This is a genomic window from Angustibacter luteus (genome assembly GCF_039541115.1).
GTDB classification, from domain to species: domain Bacteria; phylum Actinomycetota; class Actinomycetes; order Actinomycetales; family Angustibacteraceae; genus Angustibacter; species Angustibacter luteus.
Genome location: NZ_BAABFP010000007.1, coordinates 230,498 through 251,674, shown reverse-complemented (window position 1 = coordinate 251,674; position 21,177 = coordinate 230,498). Strand labels below are relative to the sequence as shown.

Genomic DNA, 21,177 nt, shown 5'->3' with positions numbered 1-21,177 from the left:
CCAGCGCACCCCTGCTGCGGTCGTGTTCAACGACACCTCCTGGTCCGGTCACACCGTAACGGCAGATGGCAGACCGAACCAGGGAATCGCACCCGTCACTTTGGTACCTGATCTGGCGCGATCGCCGCGGGTCACCAGCGGGACGGCGCGGGCGGCGGGACGACGCCCGGGCGGTCGGCACAGGTGATGGTGTTCGGCAGCTCCCACGGCGCCAGCCACGGCCCGGTGGTCCCGCCGCCGTCGTTGCCGCCGAGGTCGGTCAGCGCGAACTCCGATCCGGCGGCGGTGAAGTGGAAGGAGCCGCAGTTGTTCACGCCGACGGCGCCGACGTTCCGCGCGTCCACGTTCTCGAACGTGGCCGAGCCCATGGCCCGCGCGCTCACCACGGAGGTGCCGGTGCCGTCGACCCTGACGTCCTTGAGGTGGACGTTCGTGATCGAGTACAGGTCCTTCACCGGCCAGTCGCTGACCAGCATGACGGCGTTGTACGTGTTGTCCAGGAAGGCGTCCCCGACCACCTGGACGTCGGCGTCGATGTCCCGTTCGAGGGCGTAGAACCACAGGGCGCCCAGGCCGATGTTCCAGTTGAGCTCGTAGGTGCCGGCCCGCACGGTGGTGTTGTCCGTGATCCACAGGTGGCCGGTGAACGGCTGGGCGCCGAACCGCGAGCCGACCTGCAGGGCGCTGCCCTCGCGGACCGGGTCGGCGACCAGGTTGTTCGACACCGTGGTGTCGGTGCCGCCGTAGATCGCGATGCCGTTGGCCAGCACCGGCGACTGGACGGTGTTGTGGTCGAAGGTGTTGCGCGCGTTCTGCGTCGTCTCGGCCCACATCGCCAGACCGTCGTCGCCCGTGTTGCGCACGAAGGTGTTGCGCACCGCGGAGTCCGTGACGCCCGTGTGGAAGTTGACCCCGTCCGCGACCTGGTCGGCGATGACCGAGTCGCGCACCGTCAGGCCGTGCATCGGCCCGTCGAACCACAGCCCGACCTTGGTGTGGTGGACGTACAGGCCGTCGATGGTGGACGCGCTCATCGCGCCGCCGACGCCGTTCACCTGGTCGGTGTCGATGCGTTCGCGCACGTCGCCCTCGATCGCGAAGCCGGACAGGTGCACGTTGGTGCTGCCGCCGACCGAGGCGTCCTTGCCGTAGAAGCCGACCCCGGTGTGCACCGAGCCGTCCGGCGCGGGCGCGGCGAGGGTGACCTGGTGGCCGCGCACGACCGTGTACCAGCTGCCGGCGCCCTCGATGCTCACGTCGTCGACGACCACGTGACGGTTCACCTGGAACACCCCGGGAGGCACGTACACGGGCAGGTGGTGCGCCCGGGCGAACGCGATCGCCCGGTCGAACGCGGGAGCCGCGTCCCGCCGTCCGGTGGGGTCGGCCCCGAACAGCAGCACGTTCGCGGCGCGCAGGTTCACGTGCGGGCGGCCGACGAGCTCGGAGTCGAGCAGGTCGATGACGGTCCAGGCGGCCCGGGTGCCCTTCGGCGCGGTCAGCCGCACGGTGTCGCCGGCCCGCAGCGTGCGCCCGAGCAGCAGCCGCTGCTCGTCGTAGAAGTGGCTGGGCCGGAAGGGCTTGGTGATGGCCGGCGACGGCGTCGTCGCACTGGGCACGCACTGGCACTCGGTGATCCACCAGTCGGGGTGCAGCAGGTCGGCGCCCGGGTCGTTGCTGAACGGGTACTGGTTGTACAGCCAGGAGTACTGCGACGTCAGGGTCATGCTCCGGTGGCTGCGGCCGTCCAGCGTGACGTCCAGCGGCGCCGTGATGCCGCCGCCGTCCGGCGCGTCCGGGATGCTGTAGCGCACCGTGAGGGCGTTGGCCGGCTTCGGCAGGGTGAACTCGACGTACTGGCCGGGCAGCAGCCGCACGGCCGTCCGGCCGGACGCCTCGGCCGCCAGCGTGTAGGCCGTGCGGTCCGGGCCGATGACGGAGCCGGTGGTCCGCGCAGACTCGGCCTCCTGCTCCAGGAAGGGGACGTCGGCGCCGCGTCCGGCCACCAGCGCCGCGTCCAGCGCGGCGCGGGTCACCAAGGGCGGCGAGGCCGCGGCCGCGGCCGGGGTGGCGAAGCCCAGTCCCAGACCCACCACCACAGCGGCAGTCGCGGTGGCGGTGGCAGTGATCGCAGCGATGGCGCTGGTGGTCCGCTTCATCGGGGACTCGCCTCTCTCGACGGGGCACTAGAGGTGACCTTAGAACCACCGTAGGGAAATTCCCAGGTTCTGCCATAAACTTTCTTCGACTTGTTGAGAACCTGCACTGGCGCACGTAATTCTTCCCGCAACTACTCCGTTCGAGGTCACAGGACGGTGTCGATGAGTCACAGGACGATGTCGGCGCGGTGACGATCGAGACCGCGTGAGCACCCGCGGGTCGCAGTGGTGTCACGGTTCGACAACGGGCCCTATCGGTCGGCACCCCTGGAGATGAAGGGTGGAAGGGACGTTCACAGGTCCCACCATGCAACTCGCCGGTCCCGGACCGGGACGTCTGCTCTGGCACACCAACCAGGAGGAGACGACATGGGCAAGGCCAAGACCGGTCTGCGCTTCGTCGCAGTCGCGGCCGTCGGCGCACTCGCGCTGGCCGCGTGCGGCGGCAACGACGACAGCGGCGGAACGTCGGGGGGCGGGGACACCGCAGCGAAGGGCGGCACCCTGACGTTCCTGACGACCCTGGAGCAGTTCAACCACCTCGACCCGCAGCGCAACTACACCGGTGAGGACCTCGCGTTCGCCAGCGCGTACCTGAACCGGACGCTGACGACGTACAAGATCAGCCGGGACGGGAACGAGGCCGGCAAGCTGGTCGGCGACCTCGCCAGCGACACCGGCAAGGCCAGCAACGGCGGCAAGACGTGGGCGTTCACGCTGCGCGACGGTGCGAAGTGGCAGGACGGATCGGACTCGACCTGCGCGGACATCAAGTACGGCGTCTCGCGCACCTTCGCGCAGACCGTCATCACCGACGGTCCGACCTACGCGATCAGCCTCCTGGACATCCCGAAGGACAAGGACGGCAACTCCACGTACAAGGGCCCGTACGTCACCTCGAACAACAACACGGCTGCGTTCGACAAGGCCGTCTCCTGCTCGAGCGACGGTAAGACCATCACGTTCAACCTGGCCAAGCCGGCCGGTGACTTCAACTACACCGTCACGCTGACGGCGTTCGCCCCGGTGCCGAAGGCCAAGGACACGGGTGAGAAGTACGACGACAACGTGCAGTCCAACGGTCCCTACAAGATCACCGAGTACACCAAGGGCCAGCAGCTGGTGATGGAGCGCAACACCAACTGGACGGGTCAGGACGACGGCTACCGGGGTGCGTACCCGGACAAGATCGTGGTCAAGTTCGCGATCCAGCCCACCACGATCGACCAGCGTCTCGAGGCGGACGCCGGTGAGGACGCGATGGCGATCTCCCGCGACGCGCTGGACACCTCGTCGCTGACGACGGTGTTCAACGACCCGCGCTTCGCGGACCGCCGCGTCAACGACTACGACCCGTACACCCGCTACATCGCGATCAACACGAAGAAGGTGCCGAACGTCAAGCAGCGGCAGGCGATCCTGGCCGCGACCGACCGCTCGGCACTGCGGACGATCGCCGGTGGCTCGTTCGCCGGTGACCTGGCGGACGGCGCGATCAAGCCGAACCTCTCGGCCGACTACGCCAAGTCGGGTATGTGGGACGGCATGTACGGGGCGCAGATCCCGGACACCGGCAACGTCGACCTGGCCAAGAAGCTGATCGCCGAGTCGGGTGCCGCGATGCCGGAGCTGACGTACCAGTACTCGAAGACCCCGGTGAACGACAAGGCGGCGGCCGCGCTGCAGGCGTCCTTGGCCCGCGCCGGGATCAAGCTCAAGCTGTCCGCGCTGCCGCCGGGCGAGTACTACTCGATCGTCCAGGACCCGACCAAGGAAGAGGCCATGGCCAACGCGGGCTGGGGCCCGGACTGGCTGAACGCCTCCACCGTCATCCCGGAGCTGTTCACCCCGGCCGGTGGCTTCAACCTCTCGCAGGCCGACGACAAGGACTTCACCTCCAAGTCCGACGCCGCGAAGGGTGAGCTGGACCGCGCCAAGCAGTCCCAGATGTGGAAGGACCTGAACAAGGAGGCCATGGAGCAGGCGTGGATCCTGCCGACCCGGTTCGCCCGCACCCAGCGGCTGGCCGGCTCCAAGGTCGGTGCCGCGAGCGGCGACGCCAGCAAGGTCTACCTGTGGGCACCGTACGGCTCCTGGAGCTACGCGGACCTGTACGTCAAGAAGTAGCAGAACCGCACCACGGGGCCGGTCGCGCAACCAGCGCGGCCGGCCCCGCGCGGGCGTCACCGCCTCTCGCGGCGAGGTGAGGACCTTTCGCCAACTGCCCTCTCGCTCGGCCGTTCGGGTGAGAGGATGCGCGGATGAGCGAGAGCAGTGCGCGCGACGCCATCGCGCCGCGGCGTCAGCCCGAGCAGCGCCGCAGCCGCCAACGCGTCGAGAGCATCCTCGACGCGGCGGCCGCGCTGATCGCGCAGAGCGGGGTGGACGCGACGTCGATGAGCGACGTCGCGGACCGCGCGGGCATCCGCCTGCCGTCGGTCTACCGCTACTTCCCCAACAAGCAGGCCATCCTGCAGACGCTGCTGGAACGGTACTCGGGCATCGTGCGCGACGAGGTCGTCGCGGTCCTCGCACCGGTCAGCACCCAGGACGAGGCCCGGGCCGCGGTGTCGACCTCGATGCGGGCCTACTGGGACCTGTTCCGCAGCGACGCGACGTTCGCCGCGGTGTGGACGGCGGCCAGCGGCGACCCGGACATGGTGGCCGCGGACGTGACCGACAGCCGTGCCGCGGGCGTGCAGCTCGCGGACGTGTTCCGCGGCGTCGTTCCCGGGCCGGTCTCGGTCGACCTCAACCTGCTCTGCTTCGTGGCGGCGCACCTGGCCGCCACCGTGGTGCGGCTCGCGGTGCACCTGTCGGACGCCGAGGCCGGGGTCGTCCTCGACGCGATGACCGACCGGGTGCTGCCCGCGCTGCTCGGGCTGCCGACCATCCTGCCGGCCGAGCTGTCGGTGGACCTGCCGGTCGCGCTCCCCGCCTAGCCTGCGGCGTACCGCCAGAGCTCCCGCATCACGTCCGGCGGGGTCGGTCCGGTGAGCTCCAGCTGGGTCAGCAGGATGCTCACCGCACCCGTGCTCGGTGTGAGGAAGGCGGCCGTCCCGCTGCCGCCGACCCAGCCGTAGCGACCGGGCACGTTCCACGGGTCGACGGCGGCGACGTCCACGGATCCGCCGTAGCCCCAACCCTGTCCCTCGAGGAACAGGGTGCTGTCGCGACGCTGCTCGGCGCTCAGGTGGTCGGTGGTCATCCGGCGGACCGAGTCCTCGGTCAGCAGCCGTCGGCCGTGCACCGCTCCCCCAGCCAGCAGCAGCCGGGCGAAGGCGAGCCAGTCGTCCGCCGTGGAGACCAGACCCCCTGCGCCAGAGGGGAATGCGGGCGGGCTGCTCCACTGCCCGTCGGGCGCGTCGACGAGCTCCAACCCGCCGTCGGGACCGGCCCGGTAGAAGCTGGCGAACCGGTCGAGGTCGGCCGCCGGGACGGCGAACCCGGTGTCCCGCATGCCGAGCGGCTCGAAGAGCCGCTCGGCCAGCAGGTCGGGCAGGTCGAGTCCGCTGGCCCGGGCGAGCAGCACGCCGAGGACGTCGGAGCAGGTGTTGTAGAGCCACGCCTCGCCGGGCTGGTGCAGCATCGGGATCCTGGCCAGTGCGGCCATCCACTCGTCCGGCGGCGCCACGTGCTGCGGCTGCGGCGGCCCCTGCAGCAGCTCGCTGAACAGCAGGCCGACGGCGGGCAGGCTGAAGTCGGACGGGAAGCCGTAGCCCGCCCGGAAGGTCAGCAGGTCCTCGACCGTGATCGGGCGAAGGGCGGGGACGACGTCGCCGACCGCGGCGTCCGGCGTCCGGACGACAACGGGCGCCGCGAGCTCGGGCAGCCACCGGTCGACGGGTTCGTCGAGGGCGATCCGGCCGTCGTCGACGAGCATCATCGTGGCGGCGGCCACGATCGGCTTGGTCAGGGACGCAATGCGGAACACCGTGTCCCGGGTCATCGGCGCACCGCCGTCGGCGTGCCGCGAGCCGGCCGCCGCGACCTCGAGGTCGTCGCCGCGGGCCACGAGCGCGACCGCACCCGGTGCCGCCGTCCCGCCGGTGTGCTGGTCCAGGACCTGCGCCAGGGTGCTCATGCACTCCAGACCCTGCCGCGGCGTCCGACTCATCGCTAGGGGGCCAACCCGTCCAGCCACGACGCGCCCAGCACGGCCGCCAGGAACAGCCCTGTGCCCAGGACGACGGCGACGACGTGCGGCAGGAAGACGTGCGGCATCAGGTACGGCAGGTGGTGCATGTACCGCAGCTCCTTGGCGTCCCGGCGGACCGGCGCATCGGTGCGCCAGTCCCGTCCCTCGCCCTTGTAGTCCCAGGACATGTCGATCCGCGGGGCGGAGACCAGGCCGAGACCCTCCAGCTCGACCGCGTTCAGCCGGTAGGTGGCGACCTCGATGTCCCGCATCCGGGCGTAGTACCGCATCTGGTAGCCCTTCAGCAGGACGTCCAGGAACCAGAACCCGAGCGCCGTGACGGCCGCCAGCCCGAACAGCGCGTAGTGCTGCTGCTGGAAGCCGAGCCCGAGCGCGGCCAGCGACAAGGTCACCGACCAGCCCTTGATGACCATCAGGCGCCCGTCGTACTCGGAGACCGCGCCGAGCGCGGCGTAGTACTCGCGGTTGAGGTCCTCACGCAGCCGGTCCTGGCGCGGCGTGGGGTCAGGCGGCTCGCTCACCTGCTCATGATCAACCCCGTCGGCCGCCGGCGCCAGCGCCTCAGCCCGCGCTGACCGAGAACAGAGAAGTGGGGCACCCCGGTCGCCCGGGGTGCCCCACTTCTCTGATCTGGGCGCGGTAGTGGTGGTGGGTCGTGGTGGCGCTGATGGGTCTGATGGATCTGGTGGAGGTGGCGGGAATCGAACCCGCGTCCGCTAGCGCAGAACCAGGACTTCTCCGGGTGCAGCCTGCTCTGGTGTTTCTCGGCCCCAGCGATCTCGCAGGCACGTCGCTGCCGGGCTCAGTCGCAGTTGAAATCCCCGTTACCCCTGCGACGCAGGCAACGAGCAGTGGCTCTCTTGATGACGCCAGCTACCGGGCCGAGAGCACTCCCGGGCTGACGGACTTACGCAGCTCGCTCAGGCGGCGAGGGCGAAGTCGGTGCGCTTGGAATCGGCACCTATGGGTTTGCACGGAGCGTTTACGAGATAACCGTGCATCCTCGACCCGCTTCTCCTGGGAGTACGACCAACGTCGAAACCGATCACCCCCGTTGGGGTGCGGCCTTGCCTGGTGGCCAACCCACCGTTCCACTACCGCTGTTGAGTTGTCGCATCCACTGTAACGAGGTAAGCAAGGACTTTGTGCCCCACCCCGATCGAGAGGACCCCTGCATGCCCGTCACCAGCGCCGCCTGGCACCTCGTCCGCCGACCGAACGGCGAGGTGGTCGACGACGACGTGGCCCTCGTCGAGCACGAGCTGGACGACCCCGGGCCCGGCGAGGTGCTGGTTCGCAACACGTGGCTGAGCGTCGACCCGTACATGCGTGGGCGGATGAACGACGCGAAGTCCTACGTGGCGCCCTTCGCCCTGGACGAGCCGATGGACGGCGGCGCCGTCGGGGTCGTCGAGCAGGTCGGTCCGGACGTCGAGGGGCTGGCGGTCGGGGACACCGTGCTGCACGGGCTGGGCTGGCGCGAGCGCGCCGTCCTGCCGGGCCGGCGCACCCAGCGGGTGGACGTCGAGCTCGCCCCGCCGCAGGCATACCTCGGTGCGCTGGGGATGCCCGGCCTGACGGCGTACGCCGGGCTGCTCGACGTGGCCGCGATGCAGGAGGGCGACGTCGTCTTTGTGTCGGCGGCGGCGGGTGCGGTGGGCTCGCTGGTCTGCCAGATCGCCCGGCTCAAGGGCGCTTCGCAGGTGATCGGCAGCGCGGGCGGGCCGGCCAAGACCCAGTGGCTGCTCGACGAGCTCGGCGTGACGCACGCGCTGGACTACAAGGCCGCCCCGATCCGCCAGCAGCTGCGCGAGGTGGCGCCGGAAGGCATCGACGTCTACTTCGACAACGTGGGTGGGGACCACCTGGAGGCCGCGATCGGCGCGCTGCGGCTGCACGGCCGGGCCGCGCTGTGCGGCGCGGTGTCGGCGTACAACGCGACCGAGCCGCCGCCCGGACCGCGGAACCTGGTTCGCCTGGTGCAGAACAGGTTGACGCTGCGCGGCTTCCTGGTCGGCGACCACGCCGACGCCCGCCCGCGGTTCCTGACGGACATGGCCGGCTGGCTCGCCGAGGGCAAGATCACCTGGCGCGAGACGGTCACCGAGGGCATCGGGTCGGCGCCGGAGGCGTTCCGCTCGCTGCTGTCCGGCGGCAACACCGGCAAGATGCTGGTCCGCCTGGAGCCGGACAGCTGAACCGCTTCGTGCCCTGAAGGGGGTGCCGCTGCGGCCCGGCACTGCCTACGCTGCGCAGATGGCTGACCCCTACGTCGTCGTCCTGTTCGGTGCCACCGGAGACCTGGCCAAGCGCAAGCTGCTGCCGGGTCTGCTGCACCTGTTCCAGTCCGGGCTGGTCCCGCAGATGCGGGTCGTCGGCACGTCCCTGGAGGAGTACGACCAGGAGTCCTTCGTCGAGTTCGCGCGCACCGCCGTGGACGACTTCAGCGGTCATCCGCTGACGCCGGACCAGTGGACGGCGTTCGCGTCCTGCCTGCGCTACGTGCCCGGGGCGGCCGGGCCGGACGGCCTGCGCGCGACGGTGGAGGCGGCCGAGTCCGAGCTGGGCCAGGACACGCTGCGCCTGCACTACCTGTCGGTCCCCCCCAAGGCCGCCCTGGCGGTGGTGAGCATGCTCGAGGAGGCCAAGCTCGTCGAGCGCAGCCGGATCATCATGGAGAAGCCGTTCGGTACCGACCTCGCCTCGGCGGTCTCGCTGAACGCCGCGTTGCACGAGGTCTTCCTGGAGAAGCAGATCTTCCGGATCGACCACTTCCTGGGCAAGGAGGCGGCGCAGAACATCCTGGCCTTCCGGTTCGCCAACGGGCTGTTCGAGCCGATCTGGCACCGCAACAACATCGACCACATCCAGATCGACGTCCCGGAGGAGCTCGGTCTGGAGAGCCGCGCCACCTTCTACGAGGCCACCGGCGCCTACCGGGACATGGTGGTCACCCACCTGTTCCAGGTGCTGGCCTTCACCGCGATGGAGCCGCCGACGGCGCTCGAGCCGTTCGCGATCAGCGAGGAGAAGAACAAGGTCTTCCGGTCGATGGCGCCGATCGACCCGTCGAACGTGGTCCGCGGCCAGTACGCCGGGTACCGGGACGAGCCGGGGGTCGCGCCGGAGTCCGAGACCGAGACCTTCATCGCGCTCAAGTGCGAGATCGACAACTGGCGCTGGGCCGGGGTGCCGTTCTACCTGCGCACCGGCAAGCACCTCGCCGAGGGCGCGCGGATCATCTCGATCGCGTTCAAGGAGCCGCCGCGCAGCATGTTCCCGGCCGGCTCGGGCGTCGGCCAGCTCGGCCCGGACCACCTGACGTTCGACCTCGCGGACAAGTCCCGGATGTCGCTGTCGTTCTACGGCAAGCGTCCGGGGCCGGGCATGAAGCTCGACAAGCTGAGCATGCAGTTCGCGATGCAGGAGACGAACTGGGCCGGCGCCGGGCTGGAGGCGTACGAGCGGCTCATCTACGACGCGATGCGCGGCGACCACACGCTGTTCACCACCGCCGACGGCATCGAGCGGCTCTGGGAGGTCTCGGTGCCGCTGCTGGAGAACCCGCCGCCGGTGCGGCCGTACGCCCGCGGCTCCTGGGGTCCGAACCAGATCCACCAGCTCGTCGCTCCCACGGCGTGGCGGCTGCCGTTCGAGCGGACCTGGCGCGACCCGAACGTGGCCGGCGCCTGAGCCGCAGCGTGGACGGCTCGCCGACGACGCAGCGCCTGCACCTGGCGCAGGTCAACGTCTCGCGCCTGCTCGCCCCGCTGTCGTCCGAGCAGCTGGCCGGCTTCGTCGCGGCGTCAGGCCCGATCGAGGTCGCCGGCGCGGGCGCCCGGGGCTTCGTCTGGCGCACCTTCGTCGAGGTGCCCCCGGGCGCCCGCAACCGACCGTTCGACTGGGACGTCGGCGACAGCGCCGGGCTCGTGGTCAACCTGTCGGTCTGGGAGTCGCTCGAAGCGCTCGACGCGTTCGTGCACAGCTCCCCGCACCGCGAGGCGCTGCGGCAGCGGCGCTCCTGGTTCGTCCGGCACCCGGAGGCGAGCAGCGCCCTGTGGTGGGTACCGGCGGGGCAGCACCAGCGGCTGGTGGAGGCGGAGCAGCGGCTGCGCCACCTCCGGATGTTCGGGCCCACGCCGCACGCCTTCACGGCCGCGAACCCGTACCCACCCGACTCGTCGCAGGTCTGAGGCGGCGGTCAGCCGTCGGCGAGCCTGGCCGGGAAGCCGCCGGTGGCGACCGGTCCCCACCGGGTCGGCGTGATCCGCAGCAGCGACTTGCCCTGCGCGGTCATGGCCTGCCGGTACTCGTCCCAGTCCGGGTGCTCGCCCGAGATGGCCCGGAAGTAGTCGACGAGCGGTTCGAGTGCCTCGGGCAGGTCGAGCACCTCGCAGGTGCCGTCCACCTGCACCCAGGCACCGCCGAAGTCGTCGGACAGGACGACGACCGCCACCTGCGGGTCGCGTCGGGCGTTCGCGACCTTGGCTCGCTCGGGGTAGGTGGAGATGACCAGCCGACCCTCCTCGTCCACTCCCCCGGTGACCGGGGACGCCTGGGCCGATCCGTCGGCGCGCCGGGTGACCAGCAGGAAGTGGTGCCGTGGGCGGACGAAGTCGAGCAGCGCGTCGAGGTCGACCGAGGTGTTCTGCGCGATGGTGCGTGCCATGCACCCAGTGTGTCGGGTCGGGCGCCGGTCAGCGCACCCAGATCGGGGCGCAGGACGGCGCGGCGTCGTACCACCCACCCCCGTCCAGGACGCGCAGCGTGTACCGACCGCGCGGCAGGGACCGGGGCACGCTCCACCCCGTGAGAGCGGAACCGATGCCGTTGGCCCGGAGCCCGTCGTCCACCGCCGTCACCGTGCGGTCGAGCACGATCCGACCGTGGGTCGACGTCCCAGCCCGGACCTGCACCCGCACCCGGGCGTGGGCGAGCCCGAGGACGGTCCCCCCGCGCTCACGGCGTGGGCCGGTGTACGCCGACGACGCGGAGTCCCGCACGCTGGCGCCGACGCGGTACGTCCCACCGCGACGCAGGGTCCGGGGACGGGCGACGAGCTGCGCGTCCTCGGGGTGCACGACGAGGGTCGCGGCGGACCGTCGGGTGGCACCGGCGGTGCGCGTCTCACCGGCAGTCACCGGCCCGGTCACGACGTCCACCCGGTACCGGCCAGGCGCCGCGGGAGCGGCCAGGGTGGCCCGCCGGACCCCGCTGACCGCCGTGGTCAGTCGCACACCACGGCCACCGAAGCGCACCGTGACCGGGGTCGTCGGGGCCAGGTAGTTCGTCGCGGGGACCCGGGTGGTGACGGTGGCGGCGAACCGGTCCCCCGCCTGAGCGGTCGTGGAGGAGACCGTCGCCAGCACCGGACGACGCGGGTAGCCGGCTGCGGCGCCCGACACGTAGGCGGGGTCGTCCGAGACGAACCCCGTGACCCCCAGCCCGGCCAGCCGCTGCGCCTGCGCCCGGTCGTTCACCGCGAAGGCCCAGACGGGTCGGCCCAGTGACGCCAGACGACGGATCTGGGCCGGGGCGCTGGCGGGCGCGACCTCGACCTGCTCGGCGTGGCTGTCCCGCCAGGTGTCGGCCGGGTCGGCGGCCAGCTGGTCCGCCGTGCGCCAGAGCTGGGCGTGCAGCCCGCGGTCGGCGATCTGCCGGACGACGCTGGGCGTGTTGCTCTGCAGGATCACCGAGTCGACCAGCCCCCTGGCCCGGACGAGTCGCTCGACCGCGTCCACGGCCGGCGACTGCTTGACCTCGAGCAGCAGGACGGTGCGGCCACCGAAGGCGTCCAGCCACTGGGCGAGCGTGGGTGGGCGCTCGACGGGCCATCCGGCCCCGAACCACGCCGCGGGATCGGTGCGCAGGGCCGCCCACTGGGGCGCGGTCATCGCGGACACGCTGCCGTGCCCGGTCGTCGTCCGGTCCACCGTCGCGTCGTGCATGATCACGGGGGTTCCGTCCGCGAGCAGCCGGACGTCGGCGTCGAGCACCGTCGCGACGCCCCCGGCGAGCTGGGCGCGACCGGCCGCCAGCGTGCCGTCCGGCGCCTCGAGCGCCCCCGCGCGGTGCGCGCCCCAGACCACCGCCGGCAGCCCGGCCACCGACGGCGACGGCGTCGCGTCGGCCCGTAGGGCCCCGGCGCCCGGCCCGACCGAGGACATCAGGAAGGCGGCCGCGGCGAGCGGCGCGGCCAGGACGACGCGCACGGCGGGGGTTCGGATCACGATCTGCCTATCGGCGGGGCCGGTTCGCGCACCAGGCAATCTCGCGATGGGAGACCGGCGTCCCGCGGATCAGACACGTCGGTAGGCTCCCCGTGTCCGTGCGCCTGGCAGCTGGTCGGAGGTCTGCTCGTGTTCCGAAAGGTCCTGGTCGCCAACCGTGGCGAGATCGCCGTCCGCGCCTTCCGCGCCGCGACCGAGCTGGGCGCGCAGACCGTCGCGGTCTTCGCCCACGAGGACCGGCGCAGCGAGCACCGCTCGAAGGCGGACGAGGCGTACCGGATCGGTGAGCCCGGGCACCCGGTGCGCGCCTACCTGGACATTGCCGAGATCGTCCGGGTGGCTCGCGAGTCGGGTGCGGACGCGGTCTACCCCGGCTACGGCTTCCTGTCCGAGAACCCGCAGCTCGCCGAGGCCTGCGCGGCGGCCGGGATCACCTTCATCGGGCCGCCGGCGTCGGTCCTGGAGCTCACCGGCAACAAGGCCCGCGCGATCACCGCAGCCCGCGAGGCCGGGCTGCCGGTGCTGGGCAGCGCGCCGCCGAGCACCGACGTCCAGACGCTGCTGGACGCCGCGGACGACGTCGGCTTCCCGCTGTTCGTGAAGGCCGTGGCCGGCGGCGGGGGACGCGGGATGCGTCGGGTCGAGGACCCGGCCGACCTGCGCGAGTCCATCGAGGCCGCCATGCGCGAGGCGGAGAGCGCCTTCGGCGACGCCACGGTGTTCCTGGAGAAGGCCGTGGTCTCGCCGCGGCACATCGAGGTGCAGGTGCTGGCCGACGGGGCCGGCAACGTCGTCCACCTGTTCGAGCGGGACTGCTCGGTGCAGCGGCGGCACCAGAAGGTCGTCGAGATCGCCCCGGCGCCGAACCTGCCGGCCGAGATCCGCGAGTCGATGTGCGCGCACGCCGTCGCCTTCGCCCGGCAGATCGGGTACGCCAACGCCGGCACCGTGGAGTTCCTGCTCGACCCGGACGGTTCGTACGTCTTCATCGAGATGAACCCGCGCATCCAGGTCGAGCACACGGTGACCGAGGAGGTCACCGACATCGACCTGGTGCAGTCCCAGATGCGGATCGCCAGCGGCGAGACGCTCGACGACCTGGGCCTGGCGCAGGCGACGATCCGGGTCAACGGCGCTGCGCTGCAGTGCCGGATCACCACCGAGGACCCCTCGAACGGGTTCCGCCCCGACACCGGCACCATCACCACGTACCGCTCGGCGGGCGGTGCGGGAGTGCGGCTGGACGGCGGCACGGTCTTCGTCGGCGCCGAGATCGGCGCGCACTTCGACTCGATGCTGGTCAAGCTGACCTGTCGCGGGCACGACTTCCCGACGGCGGTCCGCCGGGCCCGCCGCGCCCTGTCGGAGTTCCGGATCCGTGGCGTGTCCACCAACATCCCGTTCCTGCAGAGCCTGATCGACCAGCCGGACTTCGTCGCGGGACGGCTCTCGACGTCCTTCATCGATGAGCGCCCGCAGCTGCTGAGCCCTCGGGTGCCGGCCGACCGCGGCACCAAGCTGCTGACCTACCTGGCGCACATGACGGTGAACCAGCCGCACGGCCCCGGTCACGACCTGGCCGACCCGGCCAGCAAGCTGCCGGCCGTGGACGTCGACGCCGCGGCACCGCCCGGCGCGCGGGACCTGCTGGTCCGGGTCGGGCCGGAGCAGTTCGCTGCGGCGCTGCGCGAGCAGACCGCGGTCGCGGTCACCGACACGACGTTCCGGGACGCCCACCAGTCGCTGCTCGCCACCCGGGTCCGCACCCGCGACCTGCTGGCCGCGGCCGCCCCGGTGGCCCGGCTGACCCCGCAGCTGTGGAGCGTGGAGGCCTGGGGCGGCGCGACGTACGACGTGGCCCTGCGGTTCCTGTCCGAGGACCCGTGGGACCGGCTGGCGGCGCTGCGTGAGGCGATGCCCAACCTGTGCCTGCAGATGCTGCTGCGCGGGCGCAACACGGTCGGCTACACGCCGTACCCGGTCGAGGTCACGGACGCGTTCGTCGAGGAGGCGGCGCGCACCGGCATCGACGTGTTCCGGGTCTTCGACGCGCTGAACGACGTGGAGCAGATGCGTCCGGCCATCGAGGCCGTCCGGCGCACCGGGACGGCGGTCGCCGAGGTCGCCCTCTGCTACACCGGCAACCTGTCCGACCCGGCCGAGACGCTGTACACGCTCGACTACTACCTGGCGCTGGCCGAGCGCATCGTCGGGGCCGGCGCACACGTGCTGGCGATCAAGGACATGGCCGGGCTGCTGCGCGCGCCGGCCGCACGAGTGCTGGTCACGGCGCTGCGCGAGCGGTTCGACCTGCCGGTGCACCTGCACACCCACGACACGGCGGGCGGGCAGCTCGCCACGCTGCTGGCCGCGATCGACGCCGGGGTGGACGCGGTGGACGTCGCCAGCGCGCCGATGGCGGGCACCACCAGCCAGGTGCCGATGTCGGCGCTGGTGGCGGCGACCGACGGCACCGAGCGGGCCACCGGCCTCGACCTGCGCACGGTCTGCGACCTGGAGCCGTACTGGGAGGCGGTGCGCCGGCTGTACGCGCCCTTCGAGTCCGGGCTGTCGGCGCCGACCGGTCGCGTCTACACCCACGAGATCCCCGGCGGGCAGCTGTCCAACCTTCGCCAGCAGGCCATCGCGCTCGGCCTCGGCCAGAAGTTCGAGGCGATCGAGGACACCTACGCGGCCGCGAACCGGATGCTCGGCAACATCGTCAAGGTCACGCCGTCCAGCAAGGTGGTCGGCGACCTCGCGCTGGCACTGGTGGGCCGGGGCGTCGACCCGGCCGACTTCGAGGCCGACCCGGGTGCGCACGACATCCCCGACTCGGTGATCGGCTTCCTGCAGGGCGAGCTGGGCGACCCGCCCGGCGGTTGGCCGGAACCCTTCCGCAGCAAGGCCTTGGCGGGTCGCAGCCGGTCCAAGCCGGCGGTCGCCGAGCTGGACGAGGCGGACGTCGAGGGGCTGGCCGCGGACCGTCGGGCCACGCTCAACCGGCTGCTGTTCCCCGGGCCGACGAAGGAGTTCGCGCAGTCCCGGGACACCTACAGCGACCTGTCGGTGCTGCCCACCGCGCAGTTCCTGCACGGGCTGCGGCCGGGCGCGGAGGTCGAGGTCGAGATCGAGCCCGGCAAGCGACTGCTGGTCGGCGTCCAGTCGGTCAGCGAGGTCGACGAGCGCGGGATGCGCACCGTCATGACGACGTTGAACGGGCAGCTGCGCCCGGTGCTCACCCTGGACGAGAGCGCGGACGTCGACGTCCGGGCCGCTGAGAAGGCCGACCCGGCGAAGTCCGGGCACGTCGCGGCGCCGTTCGCCGGCGTGGTGTCGCTGGCCGTCGAGCAGGGGGCCACCGTCGAGGCCGGCGCGACCGTGGCGACCATCGAGGCCATGAAGATGGAGGCCTCGATCACGACGCCCGTCAGCGGGACCGTCGAGCGCTTGGCGATCGGTTCGCAGCAGCAGGTGGAGGGCGGCGACCTGCTGGTCGTCATCTCCTAGGTCTCGTCTGTGGTGCCGAGCGCGGACGCAGACACCGCTACGGGCGGCTCTCGCAAGCTCGTTTGACGCCGCCCTTCGGGTGTCCGCGTCCGCGCTCTGCTTCGCGAGCGTCCTGGTCAGCTGACGCTCTCAGCTCACCTTGTAGGGCTCGGGGTCGAGTGGGTATGGCACCCCGCTTCCGCCGCTCAGTCCGGTTTCCGCGACCCAGGCCGGTTTCCGGCGGCACATTCCGGCCTGAGTGGCGGAAGCGCCCGGCCGAGCTCTGCGAGGCGCGTGCCCTTCGCCGCTGAGCGCAGCGAAGTCGGCGTCCGCGGACGACGAGACCGAGCGAAGGGTGTGCGGTCGGGGTGCCGCGGCGTCAAACGAGCTTGCGAGAGCCGCGGCACCCCGACCGCACACCCTCCGCGACCCCTACCAGGACCCGCCGCCACCGCCTCCGCCGCCGCCGCCCGAGAAGCCGCCGCCGCCGCTGAAGCCACTGCTCCCCGACGAGGCCGGGGTGGAGACGAGGCTCGAGTTCGAGGTCGTCTCGAAGCTGCTCATGCTGGCGCCGAGCCAGTAGTAGCTCCAGGTGGGGGTGTGGCCGACGTACCAGGTGGGGGCGTTCACGGCGGCGCCGGACTTGGCCAGGTCGTCGAAGACCTTGGCCCAGCGGTCGGCGACGCCGAAGATGATCGCGTAGGGCAGGTACCGGCTGAACAGGTCCTGACCCTCCTCGAACCGGATCTGGTCGGCCTCGGCGGTCTCCAGGTACCGCCGGAACCCCTGCGCCTGGGTGAGCACCGCGGTGCCCTCGGCCGTGCGGGCGGGCATCCGCTTGGCCATCAGCAGGACGACGAGCCCGCCGGCGAACACGCCCGCGGCGGGGACGAGCAGGTTGATCGAGCTGAGCCCACCGAAGAAGAGCGCGACGAAGCCGAGCCCCATGAGGGCCAGTCCCAGCATCCGCCACAGGCCGCGCACGGACTCGGGGTTGCCGCGGAACCAGCCGCGCGCTGTGACGTCGTCGTACAGCCGGGTCTGGGTGGCCTTCAGGTCGCTGGCGAACGTGTTGCGCAGCTCGCCCTTGAGCTCCACCTGGTCGCGCCCCTTGAACAGCGCCTGCATGAGCGCCAGCTCGTAGGCCTCGAGCTGCTCGGCCGGCGCCGGCAGCACCACGATGAGCCGCCAGTCCTTGACCTTGGTGCCCTTGTCGTTGGTGATCTCCTCGATCCGCAGGAACCCGCGCACGGCGAGGTCGATGATGGTCGCCGTGACGTCCACCGGGTTGGCGACCTCGTCCATCAGGGTGCCGATCTGGCCGGGGTGCAGCCCGGCGGGCGGGGTGAACTGGACGGCGACGTCCTTGGGTTGACGGGTGACGGGCTGCTCGCCGACCTGCTGTCCGCTGACCGGCAGGAGCCCGGGAGTCAGGCCCACGTAGGCGGCGTCCCGCCCCCGGCGCCGGACCAGCAGCGACATGCCCCCGGCGATCAGCCCGAAGAGCAGCACGGCCCCGCCGATCGAGAAGGGCGAGACGTCGAGCAGCTGGTCGAGGCCGTCGCGCGGCGGGTCCTGCAGGATCGGGGCGACGTCCGAGACGGTGTTCAGCGGGTAGGCCAGGAGGATCGACATGCCCTGGTGCGGCTGGAGACCGGTCGACCTGAACGTCGACGTCGCGCCTGCGGTCGCCGGGCAGGTGTCGGTGGACCCGCGCGCGCCTTGGAAGCACTGCGCCGCCGTGGCTGGCTGCGGCGCGGTCACGGTGGCCTGAACCGACTCGATCGGCACCTCCCACTCGTCGCCGGTCAGGTTCCAGTACAGCTCGTCGTGCGGCGCGGTGACGGTGCCGTCGGCAGCGGTCTGCGGTTCGGTGAACCGGTTGAAGGCACCCTTCACCGTGTAGGCGATGACGTAGGTCTGGGTGCCCGAGACCGTCTCGTTCGGGTCGCCGATCCTGATCCGCGTCGTGGACCCGAGATCCTGCGTCTCCTCGTCGTCCGGCGCGCCGCTGGGGCTGGAGACCCGGACGTCGCTCACCGGGTACACGCGCACCTGGTCGCTGCCGTCCACGCTCTGCATCGTGGTCAGGTCGCGCTCGATGCCGTGGTGGTCGCTGCCGGAGAACTGGTACTCGATGGTCTCGGTGATGTGCAGGGCGCCGCTGTCGTCCACGGTGACCTTGGCCTGGAAGCTGCGGATCGACTCGGTGTCCGCGGCGAGGGCCGGAGCCGCCGTCCCGAGTCCGACGCCGACGGCGGCAGCCACCACGACCGCGAGCCCTGCGACGCGCCGTCCGATGCGGCGCTTCACTGCGACTCGCGCCGGGACATCGCGCGGTCGGCCTCGCGGTTGTCCTGCCGCTCGCGCAGCGCCTGCCGCTTGTCGTAGTTCTTCTTGCCCCGGGCGAGGGCGATCTCGACCTTCGCCCGACCGTCCAGGAAGTACAGCTGCAGGGGGACGACGGTCAGGCCGCTCTGGTTCACCGCCTGCTCGAGCCGGGTGATCTCGTCGCGGTGCAGCAGCAGCTTGCGTCGGCGGCGCGGGGGGTGGTTGGTCCAGGTACCGGACACGTACTCGGCGATGTGCACGGCCTCGAGCCACGCCTCGTGCCCGTAGAAGCTGACGAACCCGTCGACCAGCGACGCGCGTCCGGCGCGCAGCGACTTCACCTCGGTGCCGGACAGCACGATGCCGGCCTCGAAGACGTCCTCGATCGTGTAGTCGTGCCGCGCCTTGCGGTTGCTCGCGATGAGCTTGCGCCCCGACTCCTTGGCCACCGTGCTGTCTCCTTGCTGCTGACCGGCGATCCCGTGTCGCCGACCGGACACGCTACCGGTCGGACGCGGCGCGGCCCTATCGAGTTCCGCCGACTCAGAGCCAGCGACGCGGGTTGACCGGCGTGCCGTTGTCGTAGGTCTCGAAGTGCAGGTGGCATCCGGTGGAGCTGCCGGTGGTCCCGGAGTAGCCGATCAGCTGGCCGCGGCTCACGTGCCCGCCGTGCACGATGATCCGGGACAGGTGGTTGTACGACGTGGCCAGGCTGACGCCCTTGACGACGCCGTGCGAGACGACGATGCGGTTGCCGTAGCCGCCGCCCCAGCCGGCGCTGACCACGCTCCCGTTGGCCGCCGCGTGCACGGGGGTGCCGCAGCCCACGGCGAAGTCCATGCCGGCGTGCAGGCGCCAGTAGTGCAGGATCGGGTGGAACCGGCGGCCGAACTCCGAGGAGATCCAGCCGCCGGCGACCGGGCGGGACAGGAAGCCGCCGGACGGCATGCCGCCGCCCGTGCTGTGCGCGCGACGCAGCTGGGCGCGGGCGATGGCGGCGAGCTGGGCGCGCAGCCTGCGGGCCTGGACCTCGAGGGCGTTGAGCCGCTTGCGCTCGGCGGCCTTGCGGGCGGAGATGGCGCGGACCGTCTGGGCCTGGTCGGCGACGAGGGCCTGCAGGCGGGCCTGGGCGGCCTCGGCCTGCTGCTCCAGGACGGCGGCTCGGGCCAGTCCGGCTTCGGCCCTGGCCTTGAGGGCGGCCACCTGCTGGCGGACGGCGACCAGCCGGGCCTGCTTGGCCTGGATCTGGGCGCGGTCGACGTCCAGCTGGGCGAGCGCCTGGCCCTGCAGCGACATGGCGGTGTCGACGGACACCACGCGCTGGGCGAAGTCGTCGGCGCTCTGCGCCTGCAGGGCAACGGTGAGCTCACCCATGCCGGCGGTCTGGTAGGCCTGCCGGGCGATGCTGGCCAGCTTGTCGGTGGTCTCGCTGGTGGAGGCCTGGGTGGCGGCGAGGTCGTCGTCGGCCTTGGCCTCCTGCGCCCGGGCCACGGTGAGCTGTCGGCCGACCTCGGCATCGTGGGCCCGCGCGGCGGCCAGCTTGGCCTGGGCGGCGACGACCTCGGCCTTGGCCGCGGGCAGCTGACCCTCGATCCGCTGCAGCTTGCGGTAGGCGGCGACCAGGTCGGCGGAGGTGTCCTCCAGGTCGTCCTGCAGGGCGTTGATCTTGCGATCGACCTGCTTCTTCTTGTCGGCCGGCCCGGCGTTGGCGGTTCCCGCCGGTGCGATCAGCGTGGCCACGAGGGCCGTGACGACGGCGGCCAGGGTCAGCCGCGACGTGCGGGCCAGTCGCATGGGCAGTGCTCCTCGGTGTTGGGTACCGGCGCGGGCACGCACGGTGACGTCCCAGACGTCACATTGGTATCACAAGCATCAGCCGAAACCGGGGAGGCGAGCGCCTCAGACCTTGAGGTAGCGCCGCATCGTCAGGAACGACGTCAGCACCGCGATGACGAGACCGATGCCGGCCACGATCGGGGCGATGCTGAGCACGTCGGCACCCGTCACGAACGGGATGAACTGCATCTTCTGCGCGAGCCAGCCCTGCACCGCGAAGTGGGTCAGCGCCCACAGCGTGCCGATGGCGATCACCGACCCGAGCACGGTGGCCAGGATCGCCTCGAGCAGGAAGGGCAGCTGGATGAACAGGTTGGACGCCCCGACCAGCCGCATGATGCCGATCTCGCGTCTGCGGTTGAAGGCGGACAACCGCACGGTCGTGGCGACCAGCAGGACGGCGGACAGCGTCATGGCCCCGGCGAAGATCCAGGCACCGATGGTGATCCGGTTCAGGGCGTAGAACAGCGTGCTGAGCAGCTTGCGTTGGTCGATCACCCGCTCGACGCCTGGTGCGCCCTCGAACGCGCTGGCCACCACGTCGTACTTCTTCGGGTCGGAGAGCTTGACCCGGAAGCTCTCCTGCATCTGGTCGGGCTTGACGCTGTCCTTGATCGCCGAGTCCTTGAACTGCTGGACGAAGTGGTTGTACGCCTCGTCCTTGGACTCGAAGTAGACGGTCTTGACCAGCGGCTTCAGCGAGTCGAGCTGGGCGCTCAGCTGATCCTTCTGCGCCTGGGTGACCTCACCGGTGGCGCACGAGGGCTCGAGCGAGCGCGCCGGGCAGAGCGCGATCCAGACCTCGACCTTGCCGTACCAGAAGTCCTTCATCTCGTTGACCTGCATGCTGGACAGCAGTCCGAAGCCGAAGAAGACCAACGACACCATGGTCACCAGGACCAGCGAAACCGTCATCGACAGGTTCCGGCGCAGGCCGATCACCATCTCGCTGAGCACGAACTGCAGGCGCATG

General features: G+C 71.4%; 15 protein-coding genes and 1 other RNA gene. 6 read left to right on the top strand and 10 right to left on the bottom strand.

All coding sequences use genetic code 11. The annotated features are described in order from the left end of the window. Positions 1-131: 131 nt before the first annotated feature. Entirely contained in the window at positions 132-2,159 is a 2,028-nt protein-coding gene (locus ABEB17_RS15200) for a glycosyl hydrolase family 28-related protein (RefSeq protein WP_345717579.1), read from the bottom strand. Positions 2,160-2,528: 369 nt separating this feature from the next. On the opposite strand from ABEB17_RS15200, the gene ABEB17_RS15195 reads away from it, so the two are divergent. Continuing rightward, positions 2,529-4,286 (top strand): ABC transporter substrate-binding protein, encoded by a 1,758-nt coding sequence (locus tag ABEB17_RS15195; RefSeq protein WP_345717578.1) that lies wholly within the window; start codon positions 2,529-2,531, stop codon positions 4,284-4,286. Between the two features lie 134 nt (positions 4,287-4,420). Further along, the gene (locus ABEB17_RS15190) at positions 4,421-5,101 is read left to right on the top strand and encodes a TetR/AcrR family transcriptional regulator (protein ID WP_345717577.1); all 681 of its coding nucleotides are present in this window, start codon (positions 4,421-4,423) and stop codon (positions 5,099-5,101) included. Here the strand turns inward: ABEB17_RS15190 and ABEB17_RS15185 are convergent. The 3 genes from ABEB17_RS15185 to ssrA form a co-directional block, all read right to left on the bottom strand. Beyond that, entirely contained in the window at positions 5,098-6,243 is a 1,146-nt protein-coding gene (locus ABEB17_RS15185) for a serine hydrolase domain-containing protein (RefSeq protein WP_345717576.1), read from the bottom strand. The two genes, ABEB17_RS15190 and ABEB17_RS15185, sit on opposite strands and share 4 nt — an antisense overlap. A 35-nt stretch (positions 6,244-6,278) precedes the next feature. Continuing rightward, entirely contained in the window at positions 6,279-6,839 is a 561-nt protein-coding gene (locus ABEB17_RS15180) for a hypothetical protein (protein WP_345717575.1), read from the bottom strand. Positions 6,840-7,001: 162 nt separating this feature from the next. Next, positions 7,002-7,371, bottom strand: a transfer-messenger RNA (tmRNA) gene (gene ssrA, locus ABEB17_RS15175). A 122-nt stretch (positions 7,372-7,493) separates the two neighbouring features. On the opposite strand from ssrA, the gene ABEB17_RS15170 reads away from it, so the two are divergent. The 3 genes from ABEB17_RS15170 to ABEB17_RS15160 are packed head-to-tail and all read left to right on the top strand — an operon-like array spanning position 7,494 to position 10,511. Beyond that, a complete protein-coding gene (locus ABEB17_RS15170; RefSeq protein ID WP_345717574.1) occupies positions 7,494-8,516 on the top strand; it encodes an NADP-dependent oxidoreductase in 1,023 nt (340 codons plus the stop codon). A gap of 58 nt (positions 8,517-8,574) precedes the next feature. Next, entirely contained in the window at positions 8,575-10,011 is a 1,437-nt protein-coding gene (gene zwf / locus ABEB17_RS15165) for a glucose-6-phosphate dehydrogenase (RefSeq protein ID WP_345717573.1), read from the top strand. A gap of 8 nt (positions 10,012-10,019) precedes the next feature. Next, positions 10,020-10,511, top strand: coding sequence for a DUF3291 domain-containing protein (locus ABEB17_RS15160; protein WP_345717572.1), 492 nt, complete (start codon positions 10,020-10,022; stop codon positions 10,509-10,511). 8 nt (positions 10,512-10,519) lie between these two features. On the opposite strand, the gene ABEB17_RS15155 is transcribed toward ABEB17_RS15160, so the two are convergent. Next, entirely contained in the window at positions 10,520-10,987 is a 468-nt protein-coding gene (locus ABEB17_RS15155) for a PPOX class F420-dependent oxidoreductase (protein ID WP_345717571.1), read from the bottom strand. Between the two features lie 28 nt (positions 10,988-11,015). Further along, a complete protein-coding gene (locus tag ABEB17_RS15150; RefSeq protein ID WP_345717570.1) occupies positions 11,016-12,548 on the bottom strand; it encodes a glycerophosphodiester phosphodiesterase family protein in 1,533 nt (510 codons plus the stop codon). 129 nt (positions 12,549-12,677) lie between these two features. On the opposite strand from ABEB17_RS15150, the gene ABEB17_RS15145 reads away from it, so the two are divergent. Next, positions 12,678-16,058: a pyruvate carboxylase gene (locus ABEB17_RS15145; RefSeq protein WP_345717569.1), complete on the top strand. Its 3,381-nt coding sequence runs from the start codon at positions 12,678-12,680 to the stop codon at positions 16,056-16,058. Positions 16,059-16,469: 411 nt separating this feature from the next. Here ABEB17_RS15145 and ABEB17_RS15140 read toward each other — a convergent pair whose 3' ends face one another. The 4 genes from ABEB17_RS15140 to ftsX form a co-directional block, all read right to left on the bottom strand. Next, positions 16,470-18,350, bottom strand: a complete 1,881-nt coding sequence (locus tag ABEB17_RS15140; RefSeq protein ID WP_345717568.1) for a DUF2207 domain-containing protein — start codon at positions 18,348-18,350, stop codon at positions 16,470-16,472. Then, the gene (smpB, locus tag ABEB17_RS15135) at positions 18,347-18,817 is read right to left on the bottom strand and encodes an SsrA-binding protein SmpB (protein ID WP_345717567.1); all 471 of its coding nucleotides are present in this window, start codon (positions 18,815-18,817) and stop codon (positions 18,347-18,349) included. Before smpB ends, ABEB17_RS15140 begins: the two co-directional genes overlap by 4 nt. A gap of 94 nt (positions 18,818-18,911) precedes the next feature. Continuing rightward, positions 18,912-20,162: a peptidoglycan DD-metalloendopeptidase family protein gene (locus ABEB17_RS15130; RefSeq protein WP_345717566.1), complete on the bottom strand. Its 1,251-nt coding sequence runs from the start codon at positions 20,160-20,162 to the stop codon at positions 18,912-18,914. 105 nt (positions 20,163-20,267) lie between these two features. Continuing rightward, a complete protein-coding gene (gene ftsX / locus ABEB17_RS15125) occupies positions 20,268-21,176 on the bottom strand; it encodes a permease-like cell division protein FtsX (protein WP_345717565.1) in 909 nt (302 codons plus the stop codon). Between the last annotated feature and the right edge of the window lies 1 nt (position 21,177).